Raw genomic sequence first — 23,837 nt, 5'->3', positions numbered from 1 at the left:
CGGCTTGCCCGCGCGCCGCAGCACCGAGCGCACGCGCGCCACCAGCTCGCGCGGCGAGAACGGCTTGGCGACGTAGTCGTCGGCGCCCAGTTCGAGCCCGACCACGCGGTCGATCTCGTCGCTGCGCGCGGTCAGGAACACCACCGGCACGTCGGCCAGTTCGCGCAGGCGCTTGAAGACCTCGAAACCGCTGGCGTCGGGCAGGCCGACGTCCAGGATCACCAGCGCCGGCGCCTGGGCCTGCACGAGGGCGACGGCTTCTTCGCCGGTCGCGACCCAGGCCGGGTCGAAGCCGTCGGTGCGCAGCGCGTACTGCAGCGTGTCGGCGATGCCGGGTTCGTCCTCGACGATCAGGATGCGCGGCTTCATTCGGTCGGCAGGAAGCCTTCGATCGACAGGTAGCGCTCGCCGGTGTCGTAGTTGAAGCCCAGCACCGTCGCGCCGGCCGCGAGCTCGGGCAGTTTCTGCGCGATCGCCGCGAGCGTTGCGCCCGACGAGATGCCGACCAGCAGGCCTTCCTCGCGCGCGGCGCGGCGTGCCATGTCCTTGGCCGCTTCCGGGTCGACCTGGATCACGCCGTCGAGCAGGTCGACCTGCAGGTTCTTCGGGATGAAGCCGGCGCCGATGCCCTGGATCGGGTGCGGGCCGGGCTTGCCGCCGCTGATCACCGGCGACAGCGTCGGCTCGACCGCGTACACCTTCAGCTTCGGCCAGCGCGCCTTCAGCACCTTGGCGCAGCCGGTGATGTGGCCGCCGGTGCCGACGCCGGTGATCAGCGCATCGACGCCGCTCGGGAAGTCGGCCGCGATCTCCTCGGCCGTGGTGCGCACGTGGATGTCGATGTTGGCCGGGTTGTCGAACTGCTGCGGCATCCAGGCGCCAGGGGTTTCGGCGACCAGTTCGTTGGCGCGCGCGATGGCGCCGTTCATGCCCTTCTCGCGCGGCGTCAGCACGAAGGTGGCGCCATAGGCCAGCATCAGGCGGCGGCGCTCGACGCTCATGCTCTCGGGCATCACCAGCACCAGCTTGTAGCCCTTGACGGCGGCCACCATCGCGAGGCCCACGCCGGTGTTGCCGGAGGTCGGCTCGATGATGGTGCTGCCGGGCTTCAGCAGGCCGCCGGCTTCGGCCGCCTCGACCATCGACAGCGCGATGCGGTCCTTGATGGAGCCGCCCGGGTTCGAACGCTCGCTCTTCACGTAGACCTTGTGCGTGCCGCCGAACAGGCGGTTGATGCGGATGTGCGGCGTGTTGCCGATCGTCTGCAGGATGTTCGATGCGAGCATGGTGACCTCCGGTCGTTGGAGCGCAAATTATGGGCGCGATAATTCGCCGATGTTTGCACCGCTTCAGAACGACACCTTCCTGCGGGCCTGCCTGCGCCAGCCCACCGAACACACCCCCGTCTGGCTGATGCGCCAGGCCGGCCGCTACCTGCCGGAGTACCGCGCCACGCGCGCCAAGGCCGGCAGCTTCATGGGCCTGGCCACCAACACCGATTACGCGACCGAGGTGACGCTGCAGCCGCTGGAACGCTACGCGCTCGACGCAGCCATCTTGTTCAGCGATATCCTGACCATTCCCGATGCGATGGGCCTGGGCCTGAGCTTCGCGCTCGGCGAAGGGCCGAAGTTCGCGTCGCCGGTGCGCGACGAAGCCGCGGTGCAGCAACTCGCGGTGCCCGACATGGACAAGCTGCGCTACGTGTTCGATGCCGTCACGTCGATCCGCCGCGCGCTGAACGGCCGCGTGCCGCTGATCGGCTTCTCGGGCAGCCCGTGGACGCTCGCCTGCTACATGGTCGAAGGCGCCGGCTCGGACGACTACCGCCTCGTCAAGACCATGCTGTACGGCCGGCCCGACCTGATGCACCGCATGCTGAGCGTCAATGCCGATGCGGTGGCGCTGTACCTGAACACCCAGATCGAGGCCGGCGCGCAGGCCGTGATGATCTTCGACAGCTGGGGCGGCGTGCTCGCCGACGGCGCGTTCCAGGACTTCAGCCTCGCCTACACGCAGCGCGTGCTCGGCCAGCTGAAGAAGGAACACGACGGCCAGCGCATCCCGCACATCGTGTTCACCAAGGGCGGCGGCCTGTGGCTGGAGCAGATCGCGGCCAGCGGTGCCGACGTCGTCGGGCTGGACTGGACCGTGAACCTCGGCTCGGCGCGCCAGCGCGTCGGCGGGCAGGTCGCGCTGCAGGGCAACCTCGACCCGAACGTGTTGTTCGCGCCGCCGGCGCAGATCCGCACCGAGGTCGAGCGCACGCTGCGCAGCTATGGCAGCGACAACACCGGCCACATCTTCAACCTGGGCCACGGCATCAGCCAGCACACGCCGCCGGAGCACGTGTCGGTGCTGGTCGACGCGGTCCATGCCGGCTCGCGGCGCTGAGCCGTTTCCCATCTGTCGGCGGTTGCACTCGCTTACACCGCATTGGCCCTAGGGGGGAGTGATTTCCCCAGGTACGTTTGCACAGTACTTGACTTATCCCCAAAACGCTGAATGTGACAAAGGGCCGCCGCGGACGCTGCAATGCAACATGCCCGGATCCCGTACACGCGCTAAGTTGTTGATTTCATTGGGCTCGCAAATTGCCGCGAAAGTGTGCAACGCAAGCCGAGGCCAAACAGATCAAGAACTTAGCGCAGCTCTCTGCAGGTTTCCCACAAAGTTATCCACAGATCGCGGGGAAAGCTCCAAAAGCCTTTGTGCATCAGAGACTTAGATAGATTTCCTGAGGGTCCCTCTAGCTTTGGCCGATAACTCGATCCCCGCAGGCGGCGACGCCGGCACCGTGCTGCCGGTGGCGGTGGAGACGCCGCAGCACAGTGGGCTGCAGGGCACGCTGGACTATGCATGCGAGCGCCCGCTCCCTCCGGGGACCCTGGTGCGGGTGCCTTTGGGTCGGCGCGAGGTGCCGGGCATCGTCTGGCCGGGCGAGGCCTCGAGCGAGCCCTCGTTGGCCTTGAAGCCGGTCAGCCAGGTGCTCGACGCCTTGCCGCCGCTGGCGACGCGCTGGTGCGAGCTGGTCGGGTTCGCCGCGGCGTACTACCAGCGCAGCATCGGCGAGATGGCCTTGTCGGTGCTGCCGCCGGAATTGCGCAAGCTGGACGACGCGCAACTGGCGACACGGATCGCGCGCCTGCGCAAGTCGATGGCGGCCGCCGCGCCCGCGACGCCGCCCGCGGCGGTGCCCGAGCTGAACGCGGACCAGGCCGCGGTGCTCGAGCGGTTGCAGGCCCTGCACACGCCGGGGTCGTCGCCGGTGGTGCTGCTGCACGGCCTGACCGGCAGCGGCAAGACCGAGGTCTACCTGCGGGCGGCCGAGCGCTCGCTGGCCGCCGGCCAGCAGGTGCTGGTGCTGGTGCCCGAGATCAACCTGACGCCGCAGCTCGAGGCGCGCTTTGCCGAGCGCTTCGGCAGCGGCCCGGCGCCGCGCCGCATCGTCTCGCTGCACAGCGGGCTCACGCCGGCGCAGCGGCTGAAGCACTGGCTGGCGGCGCACCTGGGGCTGGCCGACCTGGTGCTGGGCACGCGGCTGGCGGTGTTCGCGCCCTTGCCGCGGCTGGGGCTGATCGTGGTCGACGAGGAGCACGACCCGTCCTACAAGCAGCAGGAGGGCGCCCGCTACTCGGCGCGCGACCTGGCGGTCTACCGCGGCAAGCTGGAAGGCGCCTGCGTGGTGCTCGGTTCGGCGACGCCGTCGCTCGAAAGCTGGCAGCGCGCCGAGCAGGGCCGCTACGCGCGGCTGACGATGGGGCAGCGCATCGGCGGCGGCAGCCTGCCCGCGGTGCGGCTGGTGGACATGAACCTCTTGCCCAAGGTCAAGGGCATCAGCACCGCGCTGTCGCCGCAGTTGGTGGGTGCGCTCGGCCAGAGGCTGGAACGCGGCGAGCAGAGCATGCTGTTCCTGAACCGGCGCGGCTATGCGCCGGTGCTGCATTGCGGCGAGTGCGGCTGGAAGAGCGCCTGCCCGAACTGCAGTGCCTTCCGCGTGTTCCACCGCATCGACCGCACGCTGCGCTGCCACCACTGCAGCCTGACGCAGCCGGTGCCGCGGGCCTGCCCGGATTGCGGCAACCTCGACATCGCGCCGATGGGGCGCGGCACCGAGCGGCTGGAGGAGCAGCTCGCGCAGGCGCTGCCCGGCGCGCGCATTGCGCGCATCGATGCGGACTCGACGCGGCTGAAGGGCTCGCTGGAAGCGCAGCTGTCGGCGGTGCACGATGGCAACGTCGACGTGCTGGTGGGCACGCAGATGGTGGCCAAGGGGCACGATTTCCGGCGCATCACGCTGGTGGCCGCGGTCGACCCGGACAGTGCGCTGTTCAGCAGCGATTTCCGGGCGCCGGAGCGGGTGTTCTCGCTGCTGATGCAGGCGGCGGGGCGGGCCGGGCGCGATGCGGCGCAGTCGGGCGCCAGCGAGATGTGGGTGCAGACCTGGCACCCGCGGCACGCGCTGTACCAGGCGCTGCGCCAGCACGACTATGCGGCGTTCGCGAACGGGCAGCTGAAGGAGCGCGAGATGGCGGGGCTGCCGCCGTTCACGCACCTGGCGCTGCTGCGGGCCGAGGCGCGCACGGTGGAGGCGGCGCGCGATTTCCTGCAGGCGGCGTCGGACCTGGCGAACCAGTTCGACGGCGCGGACCAGCTGCTGATCTACCCGCCGGTGCCGACCAGCGTCGCGCGTGTCGCCAATGTCGAGCGCATGCAGATGCTGATGGAGGCGCCCACGCGCGGGGTGTTGCAGCGGGTGTTGACGTCGTGGGTGGCGAGCCTGCCGTCGCTGCGCGGGGCGCACAAGGGCGTGCTGCGCTGGGCGCTCGATGTCGATCCGCTTGCGATATGAAGGACGATCCCGGATGCCAATGCGGGATCGTCCCTCAGACCAGCAACCCCGGCACCAACGGCACCAGCGACTGCCGCAGCGCCGTCGACGCGCCGAGCAGCGCGAACCCGAGCAACTGCCCGTCCCCGCTGTGGAAGCGTGCATCGCAGCCGTCGTCGCCGAGCGTCACGCTCCACGCGCCCGACGCGTCCAGCGGCGGCGGGCACACCACCGTCGGGCAGGCCGGCGTCTTCACGATCACCGGCATCGCGGGGTACACCACCGGCGTCGGCTTGCCCGCCAGCGTGGCCGCGAGCGCCCGTGCCTGCTGCATGATCGGCATCACGTACGGCAGCGTGTGGCCGTCGACCTCGGCGCAATCGCCCAAGGCATGCACGTTCGGCGCGCTGGTCGCGAGCAGGCGGTTCGTCACCACCCCGCGGTTGACCGTGATGCCGGCCGCATGCGCCAGCGCCGTGCGCGGGCGCAGCCCGATCGCCGACAGCACCAGGTCGGCCGATAGCGTGTCGCCGTTGTCCAGCGTCAGCGTGAAGCCGCTGCCATCGCGCTGCACGCTCCTCACCGAGGTGCCGAAGCGGAATGCGACCCCGGCCGCCTCCAGCTTCTCGCGCAGCCGCGCGCTGGCCTGTTCGGGCAGCAGCCGCGGCAGCGCCCGCGGCGCCAGGTCGATCACCGTCGGCGCGATGCCGCGCGCCAGCAGGTCGTTGGCGAACTCGCAGCCGATCAGGCCCGCACCGAGGATCGCGGCGCGTTGCACGCCTTCGAGCCGGTCGGCAAAACGCGCGTAGTCGTCGAGGTCGTTCACCGACAGCACCGCGTCGGCGCCATCGCCGCCGAGCGGGATGCGGATCGGGTCGGCACCGAGCGCGAGCACCAGGTCGCGGTACGCGATCGCCTCGCCGCCCTCGAGCTCGACCACCCGCGCCGCGGTGTCGATGCGCGCCACCACCGCATTGGCGCGCAGCGTCGCGTTCAGCTCGGCGGCCATCTTCTCGGCCGGCTTCATCACCAGCGAGGCCGCGGTCTTCTTGCCGGCCAGCGCGTTCGACAGCATCGGCTTGGAATAGAAGCCGGCATGGTCGCGGCTCACGATGACGAGCGGCGTGGCGGTATCGAGCTTGCGCAGCTCGCGCGCCAGCGTGAAGCCGGCCAGCCCGGTGCCGAGGATGACGATGGGTTGGGACATGGGATCGATCAGCAGGAGGAATGGAAACAGCCCCGGCGGCGCGGGGCTGTCGATGCGCGCGTCACTGTAGCAGTCAGATCTCGACCATCTCGAAGTCGGACTTCGCGACGCCGCAGTCCGGGCATTCCCAGCTGTCGGGGATGTCGACCCAGCGCGTGCCTGGCGCGATGCCCTCTTCGGGCAGGCCCAGCGTTTCGTCGTAGATGAAGCCGCACACGATGCATTGATACTTTTTCATGGGGATGTCCAGCAGGCAGTGGAGGTCGGATTGAAGGCGGTCGGGCTTACAGCGGCAGCTTGTCCAGCGTCGCCTGGTAGTGGTTGGCGTGACGCTCTTCCACCTTGGCCAGTGCGGCGAAGCGCTTCGCGGCCTTCTCGAGCACGGCCTTGAACAGGCTGGCATGTTCCCTCGATTCGGCGATCTGCTCGTCGATCTCCTGCACCGCGGCGGTGTTTCCTTCGGCCACGGCGGCGTTGCGGAAGCTCGGGTACATCTCGGTGTACTCGTAGGTCTCGCCTTCGATCGCGAACTGCAGCGCCTTGGCCGGCGTCATGTGGGCCTTCGGGAACAGCAGGTCGGCGTGGCCGAAGGCATGCAGGATCTCCTGGTCGGCGGTGTCCTCGAAGACCTTGGCGGTCGCGTCGTCTCCCATCTCGCGGCACAGTTTGGCGAAGTAGCGGTACTTGATGTGGGCCATCGATTCGCCGGCGAAGGCGGATTCGAGGTTCTTCATCGTGACGGAGTTCGGATCGTGCGACGTTGCGGCGGAAGGGCTGGCCATGTGGGTGCTCCGGGCTGGCTGTAATGGAATGGACGCCATCGTAGGAAACGGCGCATCATTTGTACATTCAATTGCAATAACAGGGGCGATAGGTTTTTTTGAGCCTGTCGGCTCGGATTGAAAAAGCTGCCGCACAGCACCACGTTCCAGCTTCCACCGACAAGGACACCGAACCGTGCTGACCCTGCTCATCGTCGTGTGCCTCGTCGGCGCCTTCATCGCCTGGCTGGTCGGCGAACCCGCGCTGATCGAATGGCGGCGTCGCCGCGTGCGGGCGCGGCCTTTCCCGGCCGAATGGCGCGAGATCCTGCGCCGGCGCGTGCCCTATGTGCGCGGCCTGCCAGCCGACCTGCAGCTGCAGCTGAAGAAGCTGATGCAGGTGTTCCTGGCCGAGAAGGTGTTCATCGGCTGCGGCGGGCTGCAGGTGACCGAGGAGATGCGGGTGACCATCGCCGCGCAGGCCTGCCTGCTGCTGCTGAACAAGCGCCGCCCCGGCTACTACCCGAACCTGAGCCAGATCCTGGTCTACCCCGGCGCCTTCGTCGTCGACAAGGTGCACACCGGCCCGGCCGGCGTGCTGCAGGAGCAGCGCCAGGTGCTGGCCGGCGAATCGTGGTCGCAGGGCCAGGTGATCCTGTCGTGGGACGACACGCTGGAAGGCGCGTCGGCCGCCGACGATGGCCGCAACGTCGTGATCCACGAGTTCGCGCACCAGCTCGACCAGGAGAACGGCGATGCCAACGGCGCGCCGTGGATCGGGCGGCGGCATCGCGCGCGCTGGGCGCAGGTGTTCGGCAGCGAGTTCGCGCGTTTGCAGCAACAGGCCGAGCAGGGCGAGCCCAGCCTGATGAGCCACTACGGCGCCACCAACCCGGCCGAGTTCTTCGCGGTCGCGAGCGAAGTGTTCTTCGAGCAGGCGCCGCTGATGGCCGAGCAGCACCCGGCGCTGTTCGCCGAGCTGAGCCGCTACTACCGGGTGAACCCGCTCAGCTGGTAGGCCTTCAGCTGACGGCTGCGGCGTGGCGCGCGGCGTCGATCTTGCCGAGCAGCCACTGCAGCCCTGCCAGGTGCTGCTGGTCGTGGCTTGCGAGGTAGTGCACCAGGCTGCGCAGCGTCAGCGGGCCGTAGCCCTCGAACACGGCGGTGCGTTCCCACTGCACCGGCTCGATGCGGCGGATCAGCGCCATCGTCTGTTCGCGCGCGACGCGGAATGCGGCCAGGGCCTGCGCCGCATCGGCATGCGCGTAGTCGCGCTCGACGGCCAGCGCATCGGTGTCGATCGACACCAGCACCGGCCGGTCTTCGTCGAGCGTACGCTGCAGGCGCACGTGGTAGCCGTCGATCTCGATGTCGCGCACGTGGCACAGCTGGGCGAGCGGCGACAGTGCCTCGCTCGGCACGCCGTCCCACGCATCGGGCACGAAGTTCTCGTGTCCGGGCGGGACCTCGGCATAGAAGGCGGCGAGCTGGTCAGGAAAGCTGGCGAGTGCGTTCAGGGTGGCGGTGTTCATCGAAGCAGTATGACCGGCCATCCGCACGCGCGCAGCGCCGTGCGCCATCCAGCAACTTGGGGGCAGGAGCGAAGCGACTGGGGGGCTCAATGAACCGGTTGGCGGAAGCTGATGCCCATCCGGTTCCACGCATTCATGCACGAGATCGCGAAGCCGAGTTGCGCGATCTCCGGCTCGGAGAAGTGCTCGCGCAAGGCGGCGAATTCCGCATCGCTCGCGTCGCGGCCGGCGCTGCGCGTGACGATGTCGGACCAGCGCAGCGCGGCCCGTTCGCGGGCGTCGAAGAACGGCGCTTCCTCCCACGCGACCAGCGCGTTCAGGCGGCGCGGGTCGGCATCGGCCTTGACCAGGTCGCGCCAGTGCATGTCGATGCAGTAGGTGCAGCCGTTGACCTGCGAGATGCGCAGCCAGACCAGGTCGATCAGGTGGGCATCGAGCGGGCCCTGCTTGACGGCGGCGCTCAGGGCGATGAGGGCCTTGGTGGCGTCAGGGGCGAGGGCCTGGTAGGGGAGGCGGGGCTTGTGGCTCATGGAGCGCGTCCTTTGGAGTGGTTGGTATTCCTTAGACGCAGGAGCTCGCGTGCTTGTGACAGTGCCGAACTACAAGGCTCGTAGCCCGGATGCCAATCCGGGGATCCTCGCCAACTTGTCGGGATTGCGCACCGAGTAGATCGCGACGATCTGCGCCCCGTCGACCACGAAGCAGTGCACCGATTCGATCCGCCCGTCGACGTAGCGCAGCAGCCCCGGCTCGCCGTTGACGTCCGCCAGCTCGTAGCGCACCGCATCGCCGAGCCGGCGGTGCACCGCCCAGTAGAGGTTCGCGATCCGGTCCGGCCCCTGCAGCAGCTTCGCGATCGATGGCACCTTGCCGCCGCCGTCGCCGATCGCCGTGACGTCCTCGGCGAGCAAGGCCTTCACCGCCTCGCGCTGCCCGCTGCGCGCGGCCACCATGAACTTGCGCAGCAGCGCTTCATGCACCGGCCGTGGCACCGTGGTGCGCGGCCGCTGGTGGCGCAGGCGCTCGGCGGCACGGTGCACCATCTGCCGGCACGCGGCCTCGCTCTTGCCGAGCATCGCCGCGATCTCGTCGTAGTCGTGGTCGAACACCTGGCGCAGCAGGAAGGCCGCGCGTTCGTCCGGCGACAGCCGCTCCAGCAAATACAGGAAGGCCAGCGACACGTCGCCGGCCAGCTCGGCGACGCTCTCGGGCGTGCGCTCGTCCAGCGGCTCGAGGATCGGCTCGGGCAGCCACCAGCCGGGGTAGTGTTCGCGCTCGGCCTTCACCGCGCGCAGCCGGTCGATCGCGAGCCGCGTGACGACCGTCACCAGCCAGGCCTGCGCCGATTGCAGCGCCGCATGGTCGGCCGATTGCCAGCGCAGCCATGCATCCTGCAGCACGTCGTCCGCATCGGCCCGGGTGCCGAGCATGCGGTAGGCGATGCCGAAAAGCCGCGGGCGCTGGCCCTGGAAGATTTCGGTGGGACTGTCCATGGTCATCAGACGGGGGAGCCCCCCATTCTGTGACGCTCAGGTCAGCCAATGCGTCACGAAGATCCCGAAACCGAGGCCGTTGATCAGCATGCCGATCGCGAGGCGGAAGGTGCTTTGTCGCATGCAAGTCTCCTGGGTGGGCAGTTCCAGGATTGTCGGAACCCGAGGCGCCGCCGTAAATTCAATTGATCAAAGCATGGCAATAAAGATTGGCAATGGTCCTCACGGCCGGGCGTGCGGCATCAGCAGCCCGGCCAGCAGCGAGAAGCTGCCGAAGGCCAGCACCGTGCTGGCCAGGATGATGCGGGCGATGCGCCCGTTGTCGGCGCGGTAGCGCTCGGCCAGCAGCGACACGTTGCTCGCGCTTGGCAGCGCGGCCGCCAGCGTCAGCACGACCAGGCCGAAGTCGCCCAGCGGCACGCCGAGCCGGCGCGCCGCGAGGCCGACCAGCAGCACCAGCAGCGGGTGCAGCAGCAGCTTGATCAGCGCGACCGGCAGGAAGCGCCCGACCGGCGTGCGCGTGTGCGCATGCTGGCCGGCGCGCCACAGCACCGCGCCGATCGTGAACAGTGCCACCGGCGTGGCCGCGTCGCCCAGCATCTTGACGATCTGCGCGACCGGCCCCGGCAGCTCGCGCCCGCTGGCGGCCAGCGCGGCGCCCAGGCCGATGGCCCACGGCAGCGGGTTGCCCATCGCGCCGCGCAGCGAGCGCAGCACCGAGACACCGGCGTGGCCGTGCGGCTGGCCATCGTGGCGGCGCGATTGCGCGAGCGCCAGGCACAGCGAGCTGGTGAGCAGCAGGTCGACCAGCACGGTGCCGATCACCGGGCCGGCGGCGCGTTCGCCGAGCAGCGCGGCCAGCAGCGGCACGCCCATGAAGCCGGTGTTCGGGAAGGCCGCGACCAGGGCGCCGAACGCGGCGTTCTTCAGGTCGAGGCCGCCGCGCAGCGTCAGCGCCACCGTGATGGCGACCACCAGCAGCGCGCAGACCACGTAGACGCCGATCAGCGCCGGGTCGATCAGCTGCGCGAACGGCATGCTGGCGCCGAAGCGGAACAGCATGCACGGCAGCGCGAAGAACAGCACGAAGGCGTTGAGGCCGGGGATCGCCGATTCGGGCAGCACATGCTGCCGCGCGGCGAGCCAGCCGCACAGCACCAGCGCGAAGAAGGGGACGGTGACGGCGAGGATGGAGGGCACGGGGGGCCAGTATCGCCGCGCGCCGGCCGGCTTCGCGCCCGCTCAGGGCGACGCCGCCGACGCCGCGTGCGGCTGGCGCCGGTGGATCTCGGCGATCAGTTCGTCGTACTGCTTGCCGGTCTCGGACTTGATCAGCGACGGCCCGAGGCCCGGCGGCACCCAGCGGTTGGGCACGTACTCGCCATGGAAGGTGATCAGCGTGCGGCCGCCGTCCTGCGGCGTCACGCGGGTGACCGCCTCGTAGCTCTTGAAGTCGCCGCTGACCAGGTGCGAGCGGATCTCCTGCGGCGCGACCAGCTCGACCGAGCGGATGCTGTGGAAGGCGAAGTGCAGCAGGCCGGCCCGGGCCTCGCCGGACTGCTCCACCTGCAGCGTGTTGCCGTCGTGCCCGATCACCGCGCTGCTCTTCAGGTTGGACACGAAGCCCGCCATGTGGTCGTAGTCGGTCAGCACCGCCCACACCTGCTCGCGCGGGGCATCGACGCTGGCGCTGACGTCGAGCACCACCTTGCCGCCGTCCTGCAGCGCGACCTGCACGTCGACCGGCTGCGCCCGTGCCGCGGGGCACAGCAGCGACAGCAGCAACACGGCGGACGCGACGGCGGGGCGGATGTCCATCGCCGGATGCTAAGCCAGCCGGTCGCCCGATGCACGCGCGGCGCGCCTTGCCTACACTGCCGCATGGCCGACACTCCCCTCAAGCTCTTCATCGCCAACAAGAACTACTCGTCCTGGTCGCTGCGCCCGTGGGTGCTGATGCGCACGCTGCAGATCCCGTTCGACGAGCAGCTGGTGCCGTTCGGCGAGGGCTCGCAGGCCGAGGTCTTCGGCGGGTTCTCGCCCAGTGGCAAGGTGCCGTGCCTGGTGGACGGCGAGACGGTGGTGTGGGATTCGCTGGCGATCATCGAGTACCTGGCCGAGGCGCACCCTCGGGCCTGGCCGGCGGACCGCGGTGCCCGCGCGTGGGCGCGCAGCGCGGCCGCCGAGATGCACTCCGGCTTCTTCAACGTGCGCAACCTGTGCTCGATGAACTGCGGCGTGCGCGTGCGCATCGATCCGTTCCCGCCGGCGCTGCGGGCCGAGTGGCAGCGCTTGTCAGCCTTGTGGGACGACGGGCTGGTGCGCTTCGGCGGGCCGTTTCTGGCCGGCCCGCAGTTCACGGCCGTCGATGCGTTCTTCGCGCCGTTGGCGTTCCGCGCGCAGACCTATTCACCGCCGCTGTCGGCGCGCTCGAACGAGTACCTGGCGCGGCTGCTGGCCTTGCCGGCGATGCGGGCCTGGTATGCCGAGGCGCTGGTGGAGCCGTGGCGCCACGCTGGGCATGAGGAGGAAGTGCACGCAGCGGGCACCTTGCTGAGCGACTTGCGTAGCCCGGATGCCAATCCGGGGTTTGTCTGACACTTCCCGGATTGGCATCCGGGCTGCGAATTCAGTGCGGCTGGCCTGCGGCGATGGCCGGAAACTCGCCCGCATAGCGCTCGATCCATTCCATCGCGGCCTCTTCCGCGGTCAGGTGCCGGCCCTCGATGCGGCCGACCGACTTGCGGTAGTCCTCGATATGGCACACCTGCTCGACCATGCGCGCGAGGAACGCCACCTCGGCATCCAGGAAGGTCACGCCCAGCTCGAAGCCGTCGGCCTCGCCCGGTTCGCACCAGGCCACGCGCGCATCGGCCTCGAAAGCCGGCTGCACATACGGGATGCAGATGTGCACGTGCGCCCCCGGTGCCACCGGCCGGTCGACGTGCAGCGCCAATCCGCCGGCGCTGATGTCGTGGGCATGCACCGCAGCAGGCGCATGGGCGCGTCCGGTCGCGATCTCGACGGGGAGATCCACCGGATGGCGGATGAACTGTCTCATGGTCTTCTCTCCCCGGCACGGGGCCGGAAAGTGGTCCGACCGCCAGTATGACCACGACAGCGCATCGCGGCCTATAACCCACTTGCGGGGCGAGGCGAAGCTATCCGGCCTGCGCGCCGGCCCGGCCCGCCTCGACGCTGAAGCGCGCCGCGGTGCGGATCGTCGCCGCCGGGTTGTCGGCATCGCTGACCACGCGCAGTGCGACGTCCATTCGTTCGACACCCAGTTTGAAGTGCATGTAGCCGCGCTCCTCGCTGCGCGCATACCGGATGTGCGGGTTCAGCGGCAGCACCGCGTCGAGCTTGGACTGCGCCGTGCCATGGCTGGTGATCGAGGTGCCGCAGAACTCGGTGGCCAGCGGCGAGGCATCCTGCGGGCGCTGCTTCAGGTCGGCCACGTAGTTGCAGTGCACGTCGCCGCTCAGCACCACCGGGTTCGACGCACCGCGCTCGGCCAGCGTCTGCAGCAGGCGCTCGCGCGCTGCCGGATAGCCGGCCCAGCCATCGGTCCAGACGCGGCCTTCCTTCGTCCAGGTGAACGGCGCCATCAGCGTCTGCTGCGCCAGCAGGTTCCAGCGCACGTCCTTCTGCTTCAGGCCCTCGGCCAGCCACTGCTCCTGCGCACTGCCGAGCAAGGTGCGGCCGGGCTTCATCAGCTCGGGGCAGGCGGACAGGTCGACCGTGGTCGAGCCGCCGCGGCCCGGCTTCGGGCAGGCCTGGTGATCGCGGTACTGGCGGTCGTCCAGCACGTGGAAGCGCGCCAGCGCGCCCCAGTCGTAGCGGTCGAACACCTGTGCATTGGCGCGCACCGGCCGCGTCGACAGCGGCACCGGCATGTGCTCCCACCAGGCCTGGTAGGCCGCGGCGCGGCGCTGCAGGAAGTCGGGCGCCAGGTCCTGCCCCTGGTCGTTCGCATAGTCGTTCGCGACCTCGTGGTCGTCCCAGGTCGAGATCCACGGTGCCGCGGCATGGATGCGCTGCAGGTCGGCATCGCCCTTGTACTGCGCATAGCGGGCCCGGTACTGCGCGAGCGTGGTCGCGTCGCCGCTGCCTTCGTGCAGCCGCACGCGGCCGGCCACCGGCGCGTACTCGTAGATGTAGTCGCCGAGGAACACCACCAGGTTGGGCGACTCGTCGGCCAGGTGGCGCCACGCCGCGAACCAGCCGTGGTCCCAGCGCTGGCACGACGCGATCGCGAAGGCCAGCGACTCGCTGGCACCGGCCGGCGGCGCGGTGCGCGTGCGGCCGACCGCGCTGCGCGCGCCGAGCGCGCTGAAGCGGTACCAGTACCAGCGCGACGGCGCCAGCTCGCGCGGTTCGGCATGCACGCTGTGGCCCCAGGCGGCCTCGGCCGTCTCGGTGCCGCGCGCGACGACCTGCGTGAAGGCCTCGTCGCGCGCCAGTTCCCATTGCACCGGCACGCGATCGGGCAGGCCGGGGCCCATCAGCCGCGTCCACAGCACCAGGCGGTCGGGGCGCGGCGAGCCGGATGCGATGCCGAGTGCGAAGCGGTCGATGTCGGCGGCGCCTGCATGGCGCACGAACAGGGCAGACCCGGTGGTGGCGGCAGCCCATTGCAACAGGCGGCGGCGGTCGAAGGAAATCGGCGTCATGGGGGGACAGGAAAGACGGGGCGCGTTTGTTCTATCACAGTCCGGCGTCGGGCCCGCGGCGTCCGCTCGCCTATGATCGCCGCCACCCCATCCCGCCGTCCCCTTGTGTCCTCCGCCCCCGATTCCGTCGCCACGCTGAACAACGCCCAGATGGAGGCGGTGCAGCACCTGTCCGGCCCGTGCCTGGTGCTGGCCGGTGCCGGCTCCGGCAAGACCCGCGTCATCACGCACAAGATCGCGCGCCTGCTGCAGGCCGGCTATGCGCCGGGCCAGATCGCGGCGATCACCTTCACCAACAAGGCCGCGCAGGAGATGCGCGAGCGCGCCAAGTCGCTGATCGGCGCGCGCGCCGCGAAGAACCTGGTGGTCAGCACCTTCCACTCGCTGGGCGTGCGCATCCTGCGCGCCGAGGGCGCGCGGCTCGGCCTGAAGGAGAAGTTCAGCATCCTCGACAGCGACGACGTGCTGAACATCCTGAAGGACGCCGGCGCCACCAGCGACATCGCGCTCGCGCGCCGTTGGCAGTGGACCATCAGCCTGTGGAAGAACGAGGGCCTCGCGAGCGACGACGTGAAGCCCGAGACCGACGACGATGCTGTCGCGCAGAAGGTGATGAAGCGCTACGAGGAGCGCCTGGCCGCCTACCAGGCGGTCGACTTCGACGACCTGATCGGCCTGCCGCACCGCCTGCTGCAGCGCGACGCCGAGGCGCGCGCCAACTGGCAGAACACGCTGCGCTACGTGCTGGTCGACGAATACCAGGACACCAACGCGATCCAGTACGAGCTGCTCAAGAGCATCGTCGGCGAGCGCGGCATGTTCACCGCGGTGGGCGACGACGACCAGAGCATCTACGGCTGGCGCGGCGCGACCATCGAGAACCTGCGCCGCCTGCCGCAGGAGTACCCGGCGCTGAAGGTGATCCCGCTGGAGCAGAACTACCGCTCCACCGGCCACATCCTGCGCGCCGCCAACGCGGTGATCGGCAACAACCCGAAGCTGTTCGAGAAGAAGCTGTGGAGCGCCTTCGGCGACGGCGAGCCGGTGCAGCTGGTCGAGTGCGACAACGAGGAGCACGAGGCCGACCGCGCGGTGGCGCGCATCCAGGCCTTGCGTGCCAACGGCGCGGCCGACGGCGTGCAGTTCAAGGACTTCGCGATCCTGTACCGCGCCAACCACCTGGCGAAAGTGTTCGAGAAGGCGCTGCGCAAGGCCGAGCTGCCGTACAAGGTGTCGGGCGGCCAGAGCTTCTTCGACCGCGCCGAGATCCGCGACCTGTGCGCCTGGCTGCGCCTCTTGGTCAACAACGACGACGACCCGGCCTTCCTGCGCGCGGTGACCACGCCCAAGCGCGGCATCGGCCACCAGACGCTGGGCAGCCTGGGCGAGTTCGCCGGCAAGTGGAAGCTGAGCCTGTACGAGGCCTTGTTCGCCGAGAGCCTGGGCACCGCCATCAATGCGCGCGCGATCGGCTCGCTGCACGAGTTCGGCCGCTACGTCAGCGACTTCGAATACCGCGCCCGCCACACCACCGGCTCCGAGGACGCGAAGGCGCTGCTGATGGGCTGGCTGAAGGACATCGACTACGAGAAGCACCTGTACGACGGCGAGGACAGCGAGAAGGTCGCGGCGTCGCGCTGGTCGAACGTGATGGACTTCATCGACTGGGTCGCCAAGCGCTGCGGCGGCGAGATCGAGAACGACGGCGGCATGAGCATCGAGACGCCGCGCACCACGGTGCTCGATGTCGCGCAGACCATCTCGGTGATCATGAGCCTGGCCGAGCGCGGCGAGGAGCAGGATGTCATCACGCTGTCGACGCTGCATGCGTCCAAGGGCCTGGAGTGGCCGCACGTGGTGCTGGCCGGCGTGAACGAGGGGCTGCTGCCGTTCCGCAGCGACGACGACGAGATGACGCCGCAGCGGCTCGAGGAAGAGCGCCGGCTGATGTACGTGGGCATCACGCGCGCGCGCCAGACGCTGGCGGTCAGCACGCTGCGCCGGCGCAAGCGCGGGCGCGATTTCGTGCAGGGCATCCCGAGCCGCTTCATCGGCGAGATGAAGCTGGACGAGGCGAAGGCCAAGGAAGACCCGCGCGAGAAGCTGAAGGCGCTGCGCGCCGCGGCGCTGGCCCGCACCGAGCAGGCCAAGGCGGTGGAGCCGGGGGCGGCATGAAGACGTGGCCGTGGCGGGTGGCGGTGGTGGCCTGCGCGGCGCTGGCGATCGCGGCGGGCGATGGCTGGATCGCCTCGCACTGGCTGTTCGTGTTCAAGCCGCTGACCACGCTGCTGATCATCGCGTTCGCGTGGCCGCGCGGCGCCGACCTGCCCGGGCGCCGACGGTGGATCCGGACTGGCCTGGTGCTGTCGCTGGCGGGCGACGTGGCGCTGCTGTGGCCGGTGCAGGGCTTCCTGCCGGGGCTGCTGGCCTTCCTGCTGGCGCACCTGGCCTACATCGCCGCGTTCACGCGCGGCGTTCGTTTCGCGGCGCGGCCGGCGGCGTTTGCCGCGTACGCGGTGGTGGCGGGCGCGATCCTGTGGATGCTGTGGCCGGGGATTCCCGGGGCGTTGCGGCTGCCGGTGCTGGCCTATGTCGCGTGCCTGGCGACGATGGCGGCGCAGGCGGCGGCCGTGGGCCGCGTCGCCGCGCTGGGCGGTGCGCTGTTCGTCTGCTCGGATGCGCTGCTCGCCACCCACAAGTTCGCGGCGCCGCTGCCGCTGTCGGCGCTGTGGATCCTGGCCACCTACTGGACGGCGCAGGGGCTGATCGCGGCGTCGATGCGGCGCGCCGATGAAGTGACCGATTCCGTGAGGACATGATGGACGTGGACCCGATGCAGGCCGTGGAAGCGGCACGACCCGAGCCGGCCGCGCCGGAGCAGCGCGTTGCGCGCCTGAACGCGCTGGTGGCCGTCAGCGTCGCGATCCTCGCGACCTTCATGGGCATCTGCAAGGTCAAGGACGACAACATCGTGCAGGCCATGCAACAGGCCCAGGCCGACAAGCTCGACCACTGGGCCTACTACCAGGCCCGCAACGTGCGCCAGGACGTGGCCGAGGCCACCGTCACGCAGCTCAAGCTCGCACGTGCCGGCCGGGCCGCCGGCGAGGCCGCGCCCTACGACGCCGAGATCGCGCGCTACGAGGCCACGGTGGCCGACCAGCTGAAGAAGAAGACCGAGTTGCGTGCCCAGGCCGAGCAGGACCAGAAGAACTACGACGCGCTGAACTTCCGCGACGACCAGTTCGACCTCTCCGATGCGGCGCTGGCGATCGCGATCGCGCTGCTGGCCGTCACCGCGCTCACGCAGCTGTGGTGGCTCTACTGGCTGGCCTGGGTGCCGATGGGCTTCGGCGTGCTGATGGGCGTGGCCGGCCTGGCCGGCCTGCCCATCCACCCCGATGCGCTGGTGCGGCTGCTGAGCTAAGGGCCTTCACATTCCCTTGAAGAGGCCGGTGAAGCTGCGCGACACCTCCAGCTTCTCGTTGTGCCCCTTCACGCTCACCAGCTGGCGCCCGCGCAGGTCGCGCGTGACGCCGGCGATCGCCTGCGTGTTCACCAGCGTCGAGCGGTGGATCTGCCAGAACTGCTGCGGGTCCAGCTCGTCCAGCAGTTCCTTGATCGGCTTGCGGATCAGCGCCTCGACCGTCGCGGTCTGCACCCGCGTGTACTTCTCGTCCGAAATGAAGAACAGCACGTCGTCGACCGGGATCATCTGGATGCTCTGCCCCACCGTCGCCTGGATCCAGCGCAGCCGCTGCGGCGCCGCACCCGGGTTCAGCTGCAGCGCGAGCTTCTGCAGCAGCTGCTGCATGTCCGGCCCGGCCACCGGCGGCGGCTCCTGCGAGGCCGCGCGCTGCGCCAGGCGCTTGCGGATGCGCTCCACCGTCAGCGCCAGGCGCTCGCGCTCGGCGGGCTTGAGCACGTAGTCGACCACGCCCTGCTCGAAGGCCTCGACCGCGTACTGGTCGTAGGCGGTGATGAAGACGATCTCGCAGCCGTTCCAGTCTTCGTCGGCGGCGGCCACCTGGCCGATCTGGCGCGCCGCCTCGACGCCGGTGAGGCCCGGCATGCGGATGTCCAGGAAGACCAGGTCGGGCTTGTGCTGCGTGGTCAGCTCGACCGCCTCGAGCCCGTTCTTCGCCTCGGCGACGATCTCCAGTTCGGGCCAGACCTCGGCCAGTCGCGCGCGCAGCTGCTCGCGCATCAGCCGCTCATCGTCGGCAATCACAGCTCGGATGTTCATGCGCGCATCGTAGCGGCTGGCGGCGCGGCCGGGCGCACCAGCGCGCGCCAGAGGGCCCATGCGATGGCCCCCACCAGCACCAGCGGCGACAGCGCCAGCCCGGTGGCCAGCAGCACCAGCGCGAGCGACACGCCGACGGCCAGCGCGGCCACCACCAGCGGCAGGCCGATGCCCACCAGCAAGGCGAGCGGCACCACGATCACCAGCAGCGCGGCCGCCAGCAGCAGCCCGAGCGTGGCCAGCAGCCAGTGGCCGGCATGCAGGGCGGGCAGCGTCCAGGTCTCGCCGTCGATCGTCACGCGGATGCCGTCGGCCGGCAGGTGCTGGAGCAGCAGCGCGGCCAGCAGCCCGGCGACGATGACGGCACCGAGGCCGGTCCAGAGCATCAGGCGCAGCAAGCGGTTCATGACGGGGCTCCTTCGGGGGGCTTCGACAGGTAGGGCACGGTGATCGTGACCGCGGTGCCGCCGCCGGGGTTCTCGGCCACCGTGAGGTTGGCCTTGCTGCCGTACAGCAGCTGCAGGCGTTCGCGGATGTTCGCGAGGCCAATGCCGGTGCCGGCGGTCGCGGCCTTGCCGAAGCCGAGGCCGGTGTCGGCCACCGTCACCGCGAGCTTGCCGTGCACGATCTCGGCGCTCACCGAGAGGCGGCCGCCTTCGGCCTTCGGCTCCAGCCCGTGCTTGATCGCGTTCTCGACCAGGCTTTGCAGCATCATCGGCGGGAACTCGGCCGACAGCAGCCCGTCGCTGACGCGCACGTCGGTCTGCAGCCGCTCTTCCATGCGCACCTTCAGGATCTCGAGGTAGGGGCGGATCACCGCCAGCTCGCGGCCCAGGTCGCGCGTGGTCTGGGCATTGGCCTCGCGCATCGTCGGCATGCTGGCGCGCAGCAGCGCGATCAGGTTCTTCTGCATCCTGCTGGCGCGCGGCGGGTCGGTCTCGATCAGGTGGTCGATGCTGGCCAGCGTGTTGAACAGGAAGTGCGGTTCCACCTGGGCCTGCATCGCGGCCATGCGCGCTTCCACCACCTGGCGCTTCAGCGCCTCCGACTCGGCCATCTCGGTGGCCACCACCGCCTGCGCCTCGGCCTTGAAGCGGCCGGCGGCCATGATCTTGATGATCATCGAGATGAAGATCAGCAGGAAGGTGAAGCCGGGCAGGTGGTCGCCGGGGCGGAAACCCTTGATCGTGACGGTCTCGAGCTCGTCGTCGGCGTCCGCGTCGGCCGCTGCGCGCTGGGCGTCGGCGATCGAACGCTGGGCATCGGCGATCGACTTCTGGATGTCGGCCTTGGCCTCCTCGACGGCGGCGCGCACTTCCTCGGAGTCGGCCTTCTTCGGCAGCTTGATCTCGACGGTGGGGACCAGGATGCGGATGCCGCCCGAGGTGGACGCGGACGAGGCGGGCGTGGCCGGCGTCGATGCCGCCTTGGGCGCGCCGACGCGCACCCCTTCGTCGTCGATGGTCACGCCGCCGGCGCGCACGCCCTTGTCGTCGATCTCGACCGGGCCGATGCGCACGCCCTTGTCGTCGATCGCGATCTCGAACGGCTTGCCGCCGATCTCGACCTTGCCGGTGCTGCCGGGCTGCGGCGCGGCGGGCGGGGCCGGCGGCTTGGGCACGGCGTGCTTCTTCGGGCCCTTGACGACGACGCGGTCCTCGGTCCAGCGGATGTTGAACGGCGGCAGGTCGGACAGGATGCCGGCGGCGATCACGGCCAGCAACGAGATCAGGATGAAGCGCTTCCAGCTGATGCTGTCGAGCCAGCGCGCGTAGGCGCTGAAGCCGCGCAAGGCGGTCTGGGCGAAGGACGAGGAATTCGAAGCCATGCGGCCACTGTAAGCGGGGCGCCTGGGGCGGGCGAGCACCGGGCGACAGTCCGGCCGATCGGCCGGACAGGCTGCACTTTCCAGCGACAGGGCGGTTCCCGGATTGGCATCCGGGCTACGAGATGGGTAGCCCGGATGCCAATCCGGGAACGGCGGCTACAAAAATCCGAGCTTCTTGACCGTGAAGTTCTTCAGGTTCGGCAACACGGTGGACAACTGCGCGTCGCTCGCGCCGAACCATCCCAGCATCGTCGCCGCGTACTGGTCGACCGAGGTGGTCGGGATCCAGCGACCCTGCAGCTCCCAGCTGTCCTTGCCGACGTCGTCCGGGCCGCCCAGCGTCAGCGTCGGGAAGGTCCCGTAGCTCGCGCCACCCTTCACCGCCCCGCCGATCACCAGGTGGTTGCTGCCCCACGCATGGTCGGTGCCGTTGGTGTTGTTCGGCGTGAAGGTGCGGCCGAAATCGCTCTGCGTGAACGCGGTCACCGCATCGGCCATGCCCAGGTTCTTCATCGCGGCGTAGAAGGCACCCATCGCGTCGCCCACTTCCTTCAGCAGGTCGGCATGCTGGCCGGTGGTGGGCGCGCCGCCGATGATCTGGTTGGCGTGCGTGTCGAAGCTGTCGACCGACGCGAAGAAGATCTGCCGGTTGCCCTGCACCGTGCCGTTGGCGGCGATCAGCTTGGCCACCTGGTAGAGCTGCTTGGCCAGGCCGGTCGTCAGCTTGCCGGCCGAGATCAGCGGCGCAAACGCGCTGTCGATCGCCGCCAGCGAGCCGCTGCCGCCCGGTGTCACCAGCACCGTCGCGGCCAGCCGGTCGGACACGCTGAAGGCATTGCGCTGCGCCGCCGCATAGGCATCGGCCAGCGCGGCGTCCTGGGCCTGCGCATACAGCGCATCGATGGCTTTCTTGCGCGCGGCGTTCGAGGCATTGCCCAGGTCGCCGGGCTGCAGGTTGTAGGCACCGAAGGTCGCGCCCGGGTCGGGCAGCACCAGCGGCGTCTGCGCCGACGACAGCCCGAAGCGCGTCGAGCCGGCCACCGAGATCACCGGGTTCGCCGTCGCCAGCGCCTCCGAGGCCCGGCCGCCCCAGCCGGTGCGCGTCAGCGAATCCGACGTGCCGGTCTCCCACAGGATCTGCTGGTCGGAGTGCGAGAACAGGTTGTCGGGGATGAGGTCCGAGCTGGCCGCCGCGGCGCGGTACTGGTCCTTGGTCAGCGGTGAGTTCAGCGTCCCCAGGTTGAACACCGGGGCCAGCTTGCCGTCGGTCCACGCGGTCGACAACGCGGCCAGCGACGGGTGCAGCCCGTAGTTGATGCCGGCGAGGTTGACCAGGTTGGCCTTCGGGATCGCCAGGCCCTGCCGCACGTTGGCGTACTGCATGTAGCGGGTGTCGTTCGGCACGATGGTGTTGAAGCCGTCGTTGCCGCCGTACAGGAAGACGCAGACCAGCGCCTTGTAGTCGGCCGCGTAGGCCGGGCGCGCGCCCAGCAGCAGGTTGGACAGCGAGCCGGCGCCGAGCGCACCGGCCAGCGTGGCACCGGAGCCGAGCAGCCAGCGGCGGCGATCGATGGAAGCAGGGGAGTTCATCGTGCGGCCCTCAACGTTGCACTTGGTAGTTCGGCGAGCCGAACACGAGGTAGGCGGCCATCTTCACGCGGTTCAGCTTCTGCGCGTCGCTGGTCGAGCCCGACACCGACACCGCGTTGATGACCTCGGTGCGCGGCCCGGCCGGCAGCGCCTGGCCGATCGCCAGCATCGACAGCCGGTCGACCAGCTTCGCGGCATCGGTCGCATCGGCCTTGAAGGCCGACAGGTCGACCAGCGTGCCCACCGGGTTGGGCGCGCCGCTGTTGGCCGGCTGCGTGCCGCCCCAGTCGAGCAGGTAGGTCAGGAAGTTCAGCCGCTCCAGCGCCGAGTTGGCGTTGTGGATGCCGAAGGCCGGGCCGACCAGCGTGGTGCCCGGCACCGGGTAGTCGGGCGGGTAGTAGTTGAAGACCGAGGGCGGGCGGAACACGTGCTGGCGCAGGCTGTCGCCCCACCACCAGCTCAGCGAGTCGCCGTCGGTGTTGCCGTTCAGCGCGCGCAGCGTGCCGGTGAACATCAGCGTCGGCTCGCGCAGCTTGCCGCTGTTGCGCGTCGCGGTCTCGGCGCGCGCCTCGCTGTCGAGCAGCACCGCAGCGACGGTGGCCGCGAGGTCGCCGTTCTTGCCGCTGCCGAAGCTCTTGTCGTAGTAGCTGTACCGGCCGCTCGTGAACGCCGACGCGACGCGGGTCACGTACTGCGGGCTCGGGTTGCTGGTGACGAGCTGCTGGATCAGCTGCTTGCCGATGAAGGGCGCGGTGTTGGGGTGCGCCATCAGGCTGTCGAGCACCGTCTCCAGCGCGGCCGGCGCGGTGTGGCCGACCGCGAGCTTGGCGCCGCCCAGCAGGTCGCGCGCCGCGCTGTCGTGGAACTTGGCCACCGCGATCATGTCGCCGCCGTAGTAGCGGCAGTTCGCGCCGGTCGGGTAGCAGCCGTACGAGGTGGCGCCGCCGGCCGGGTAGGTCCAGCCGGTCAGCGCGTAGGCATAGGCGCGCACGGTGTCGTTGCTGTAGGTCGGCACGCACTTGCCGGTCTTCAGCGTGCCGTCGGTGTTCAGCTCGCAGGTGCCGATGCTGAACAGCTGCAGCAACTCGCGCGCGTAGTTCTCGTTCGGCGCCGCCTTGTCGTTGTTGGCGTTGTTCAGGAAGTCGCCCATCACCGGCGACAGCGTCACCTTCTTCAGCACGTCGCGGTAGTTGCCGAACGCGTTGTCGAGCAGGTTGTTGTAGTAGACGCGGAAGCCGTAGTTGCCATTGACCTCGAGGCTGTTGACCACCACCACCTGCTGCAGCGCGAAGGCCACGCGCTGGCGCAGCTGGTCGGGCTGCTTCACAGCGTTGCGGTAGAAGTCCCACAGCAGCGGCTCGGTCGAGAACCAGTCGCGCCAGCAGTCGGGCTCGTTCACGTGGGCCGGCAACGCGCAGAAGTCGGTGCTGCTGGTGTTCTGGTGGATCTCGCCGCCCTTGCCGCTGGTGTAGCGCGAAACGTTCAGCCCCATCTGCGCGCTGACCCAAGCGGCGGCGCCTTGCGACTTGATGGTGGTGACGAGGGCTTCGCTCGGGCCGAAGCTGGCCTGGTCGGCCAGGCGGACGGCGTCGCGCTGCGTGGCGGTGGCGGGGGCCGGGGTGGGGGTCGGTGCGGGCGCGGGCGCGGGCGCGGGCGCGGGGGCTGGAGCCGGGGCG

The 23,837-nt window shown here is 69.8% G+C and carries 24 protein-coding genes; 7 read left to right on the top strand and 17 right to left on the bottom strand.

All coding sequences use genetic code 11. The features are described 5' to 3' along the window. Positions 1–369: response regulator (locus tag AC1DYN_RS25250; protein ID WP_477964212.1), on the bottom strand; the 369-nt coding region annotated here is incomplete at its 3' end. Further along, entirely contained in the window at positions 366–1,286 is a 921-nt protein-coding gene (gene cysK, locus AC1DYN_RS25245) for a cysteine synthase A (RefSeq protein WP_477964210.1), read from the bottom strand. The genes cysK and AC1DYN_RS25250, both read right to left, overlap by 4 nt. 49 nt (positions 1,287–1,335) lie before the next feature. Between cysK and hemE the strand changes: the two genes are divergently transcribed. Then, complete coding sequence (hemE, locus tag AC1DYN_RS25240; RefSeq protein ID WP_477964208.1) at positions 1,336–2,394, top strand: uroporphyrinogen decarboxylase; 1,059 nt, start codon at positions 1,336–1,338, stop codon at positions 2,392–2,394. Positions 2,395–2,755: 361 nt separating this feature from the next. Beyond that, the gene (locus AC1DYN_RS25235; RefSeq protein ID WP_477964206.1) at positions 2,756–4,852 is read left to right on the top strand and encodes a primosomal protein N'; all 2,097 of its coding nucleotides are present in this window, start codon (positions 2,756–2,758) and stop codon (positions 4,850–4,852) included. A gap of 34 nt (positions 4,853–4,886) precedes the next feature. Here AC1DYN_RS25235 and AC1DYN_RS25230 read toward each other — a convergent pair whose 3' ends face one another. The 3 genes from AC1DYN_RS25230 to AC1DYN_RS25220 form a co-directional block, all read right to left on the bottom strand. Continuing rightward, a complete protein-coding gene (locus AC1DYN_RS25230) occupies positions 4,887–6,038 on the bottom strand; it encodes an NAD(P)/FAD-dependent oxidoreductase (RefSeq protein WP_477964204.1) in 1,152 nt (383 codons plus the stop codon). A gap of 73 nt (positions 6,039–6,111) precedes the next feature. Continuing rightward, positions 6,112–6,276 carry a rubredoxin gene (locus tag AC1DYN_RS25225; RefSeq protein WP_477964202.1) on the bottom strand — a complete coding sequence of 55 codons (165 nt, stop codon included), beginning with the start codon at positions 6,274–6,276 and terminating at the stop codon, positions 6,112–6,114. 46 nt (positions 6,277–6,322) lie between these two features. Then, the gene (locus AC1DYN_RS25220; protein ID WP_477964200.1) at positions 6,323–6,820 is read right to left on the bottom strand and encodes a rubrerythrin family protein; all 498 of its coding nucleotides are present in this window, start codon (positions 6,818–6,820) and stop codon (positions 6,323–6,325) included. A 175-nt stretch (positions 6,821–6,995) separates the two neighbouring features. Here AC1DYN_RS25220 and AC1DYN_RS25215 point away from each other — a divergent pair, with 175 nt between their 5' ends. Then, positions 6,996–7,817, top strand: coding sequence for a M90 family metallopeptidase (locus AC1DYN_RS25215; protein WP_477964198.1), 822 nt, complete (start codon positions 6,996–6,998; stop codon positions 7,815–7,817). A gap of 4 nt (positions 7,818–7,821) precedes the next feature. Here AC1DYN_RS25215 and AC1DYN_RS25210 read toward each other — a convergent pair whose 3' ends face one another. The 5 genes from AC1DYN_RS25210 to AC1DYN_RS25190 all read right to left on the bottom strand — a co-directional run bounded on the left by AC1DYN_RS25210 (position 7,822) and on the right by AC1DYN_RS25190 (position 11,642). Further along, entirely contained in the window at positions 7,822–8,331 is a 510-nt protein-coding gene (locus tag AC1DYN_RS25210; protein ID WP_477964196.1) for a DinB family protein, read from the bottom strand. An 86-nt stretch (positions 8,332–8,417) separates the two neighbouring features. Beyond that, positions 8,418–8,861: a carboxymuconolactone decarboxylase family protein gene (locus AC1DYN_RS25205; protein ID WP_477964194.1), complete on the bottom strand. Its 444-nt coding sequence runs from the start codon at positions 8,859–8,861 to the stop codon at positions 8,418–8,420. Between the two features lie 69 nt (positions 8,862–8,930). Next, positions 8,931–9,830, bottom strand: a complete 900-nt coding sequence (locus AC1DYN_RS25200; protein ID WP_477964193.1) for an RNA polymerase sigma-70 factor — start codon at positions 9,828–9,830, stop codon at positions 8,931–8,933. A 216-nt stretch (positions 9,831–10,046) separates the two neighbouring features. Then, complete coding sequence (locus AC1DYN_RS25195; protein WP_477964191.1) at positions 10,047–11,024, bottom strand: AEC family transporter; 978 nt, start codon at positions 11,022–11,024, stop codon at positions 10,047–10,049. 42 nt (positions 11,025–11,066) lie between these two features. Next, complete coding sequence (locus tag AC1DYN_RS25190) at positions 11,067–11,642, bottom strand: SRPBCC family protein (protein ID WP_477964189.1); 576 nt, start codon at positions 11,640–11,642, stop codon at positions 11,067–11,069. Between the two features lie 63 nt (positions 11,643–11,705). On the opposite strand from AC1DYN_RS25190, the gene AC1DYN_RS25185 reads away from it, so the two are divergent. Then, positions 11,706–12,422 carry a glutathione S-transferase N-terminal domain-containing protein gene (locus AC1DYN_RS25185; RefSeq protein WP_477964187.1) on the top strand — a complete coding sequence of 239 codons (717 nt, stop codon included), beginning with the start codon at positions 11,706–11,708 and terminating at the stop codon, positions 12,420–12,422. Between the two features lie 31 nt (positions 12,423–12,453). Here AC1DYN_RS25185 and AC1DYN_RS25180 read toward each other — a convergent pair whose 3' ends face one another. Both AC1DYN_RS25180 and AC1DYN_RS25175 read right to left on the bottom strand, forming a co-directional pair. Next, a complete protein-coding gene (locus AC1DYN_RS25180) occupies positions 12,454–12,885 on the bottom strand; it encodes a PilZ domain-containing protein (protein WP_477964185.1) in 432 nt (143 codons plus the stop codon). A gap of 100 nt (positions 12,886–12,985) precedes the next feature. After that, a complete protein-coding gene (locus AC1DYN_RS25175) occupies positions 12,986–14,497 on the bottom strand; it encodes an alkaline phosphatase D family protein (protein ID WP_477964183.1) in 1,512 nt (503 codons plus the stop codon). A 72-nt stretch (positions 14,498–14,569) separates the two neighbouring features. Here AC1DYN_RS25175 and AC1DYN_RS25170 point away from each other — a divergent pair, with 72 nt between their 5' ends. The 3 genes from AC1DYN_RS25170 to AC1DYN_RS25160 are packed head-to-tail and all read left to right on the top strand — an operon-like array spanning position 14,570 to position 17,924. Then, entirely contained in the window at positions 14,570–16,672 is a 2,103-nt protein-coding gene (locus AC1DYN_RS25170) for an ATP-dependent helicase (RefSeq protein ID WP_477964181.1), read from the top strand. Further along, positions 16,669–17,316 (top strand): lysoplasmalogenase, encoded by a 648-nt coding sequence (locus AC1DYN_RS25165; protein ID WP_477964179.1) that lies wholly within the window; start codon positions 16,669–16,671, stop codon positions 17,314–17,316. The genes AC1DYN_RS25170 and AC1DYN_RS25165 overlap by 4 nt, the downstream gene beginning before the upstream one ends. Then, on the top strand, positions 17,316–17,924 hold the full coding sequence (locus AC1DYN_RS25160; RefSeq protein WP_477964177.1) for a DUF4337 domain-containing protein: 609 nt from the start codon (positions 17,316–17,318) through the stop codon (positions 17,922–17,924). The genes AC1DYN_RS25165 and AC1DYN_RS25160 overlap by 1 nt, the downstream gene beginning before the upstream one ends. A gap of 6 nt (positions 17,925–17,930) precedes the next feature. On the opposite strand, the gene AC1DYN_RS25155 is transcribed toward AC1DYN_RS25160, so the two are convergent. From AC1DYN_RS25155 to AC1DYN_RS25135, 5 genes are all read right to left on the bottom strand, one after another. Beyond that, the gene (locus AC1DYN_RS25155) at positions 17,931–18,743 is read right to left on the bottom strand and encodes a LytR/AlgR family response regulator transcription factor (RefSeq protein WP_477964175.1); all 813 of its coding nucleotides are present in this window, start codon (positions 18,741–18,743) and stop codon (positions 17,931–17,933) included. Further along, a complete protein-coding gene (locus AC1DYN_RS25150) occupies positions 18,740–19,150 on the bottom strand; it encodes a hypothetical protein (protein ID WP_477964173.1) in 411 nt (136 codons plus the stop codon). The genes AC1DYN_RS25155 and AC1DYN_RS25150 overlap by 4 nt, the downstream gene beginning before the upstream one ends. After that, complete coding sequence (locus AC1DYN_RS25145) at positions 19,147–20,571, bottom strand: sensor histidine kinase (RefSeq protein ID WP_477964171.1); 1,425 nt, start codon at positions 20,569–20,571, stop codon at positions 19,147–19,149. Before AC1DYN_RS25145 ends, AC1DYN_RS25150 begins: the two co-directional genes overlap by 4 nt. Before the next feature lie 156 nt (positions 20,572–20,727). Next, positions 20,728–22,161, bottom strand: a complete 1,434-nt coding sequence (locus AC1DYN_RS25140) for a DUF1501 domain-containing protein (RefSeq protein ID WP_477964169.1) — start codon at positions 22,159–22,161, stop codon at positions 20,728–20,730. A gap of 10 nt (positions 22,162–22,171) precedes the next feature. Continuing rightward, on the bottom strand, positions 22,172–23,837 hold a 1,666-nt coding region (locus AC1DYN_RS25135; RefSeq protein WP_477964167.1), incomplete at its 5' end, for a DUF1800 domain-containing protein.

The sequence above is a fragment of the Rhizobacter sp. P2_D12 genome (assembly GCF_056404395.1).
Note: the sequence above shows the minus strand (reverse complement) of the source record. Positions and strands in the feature narration are given on the sequence as shown.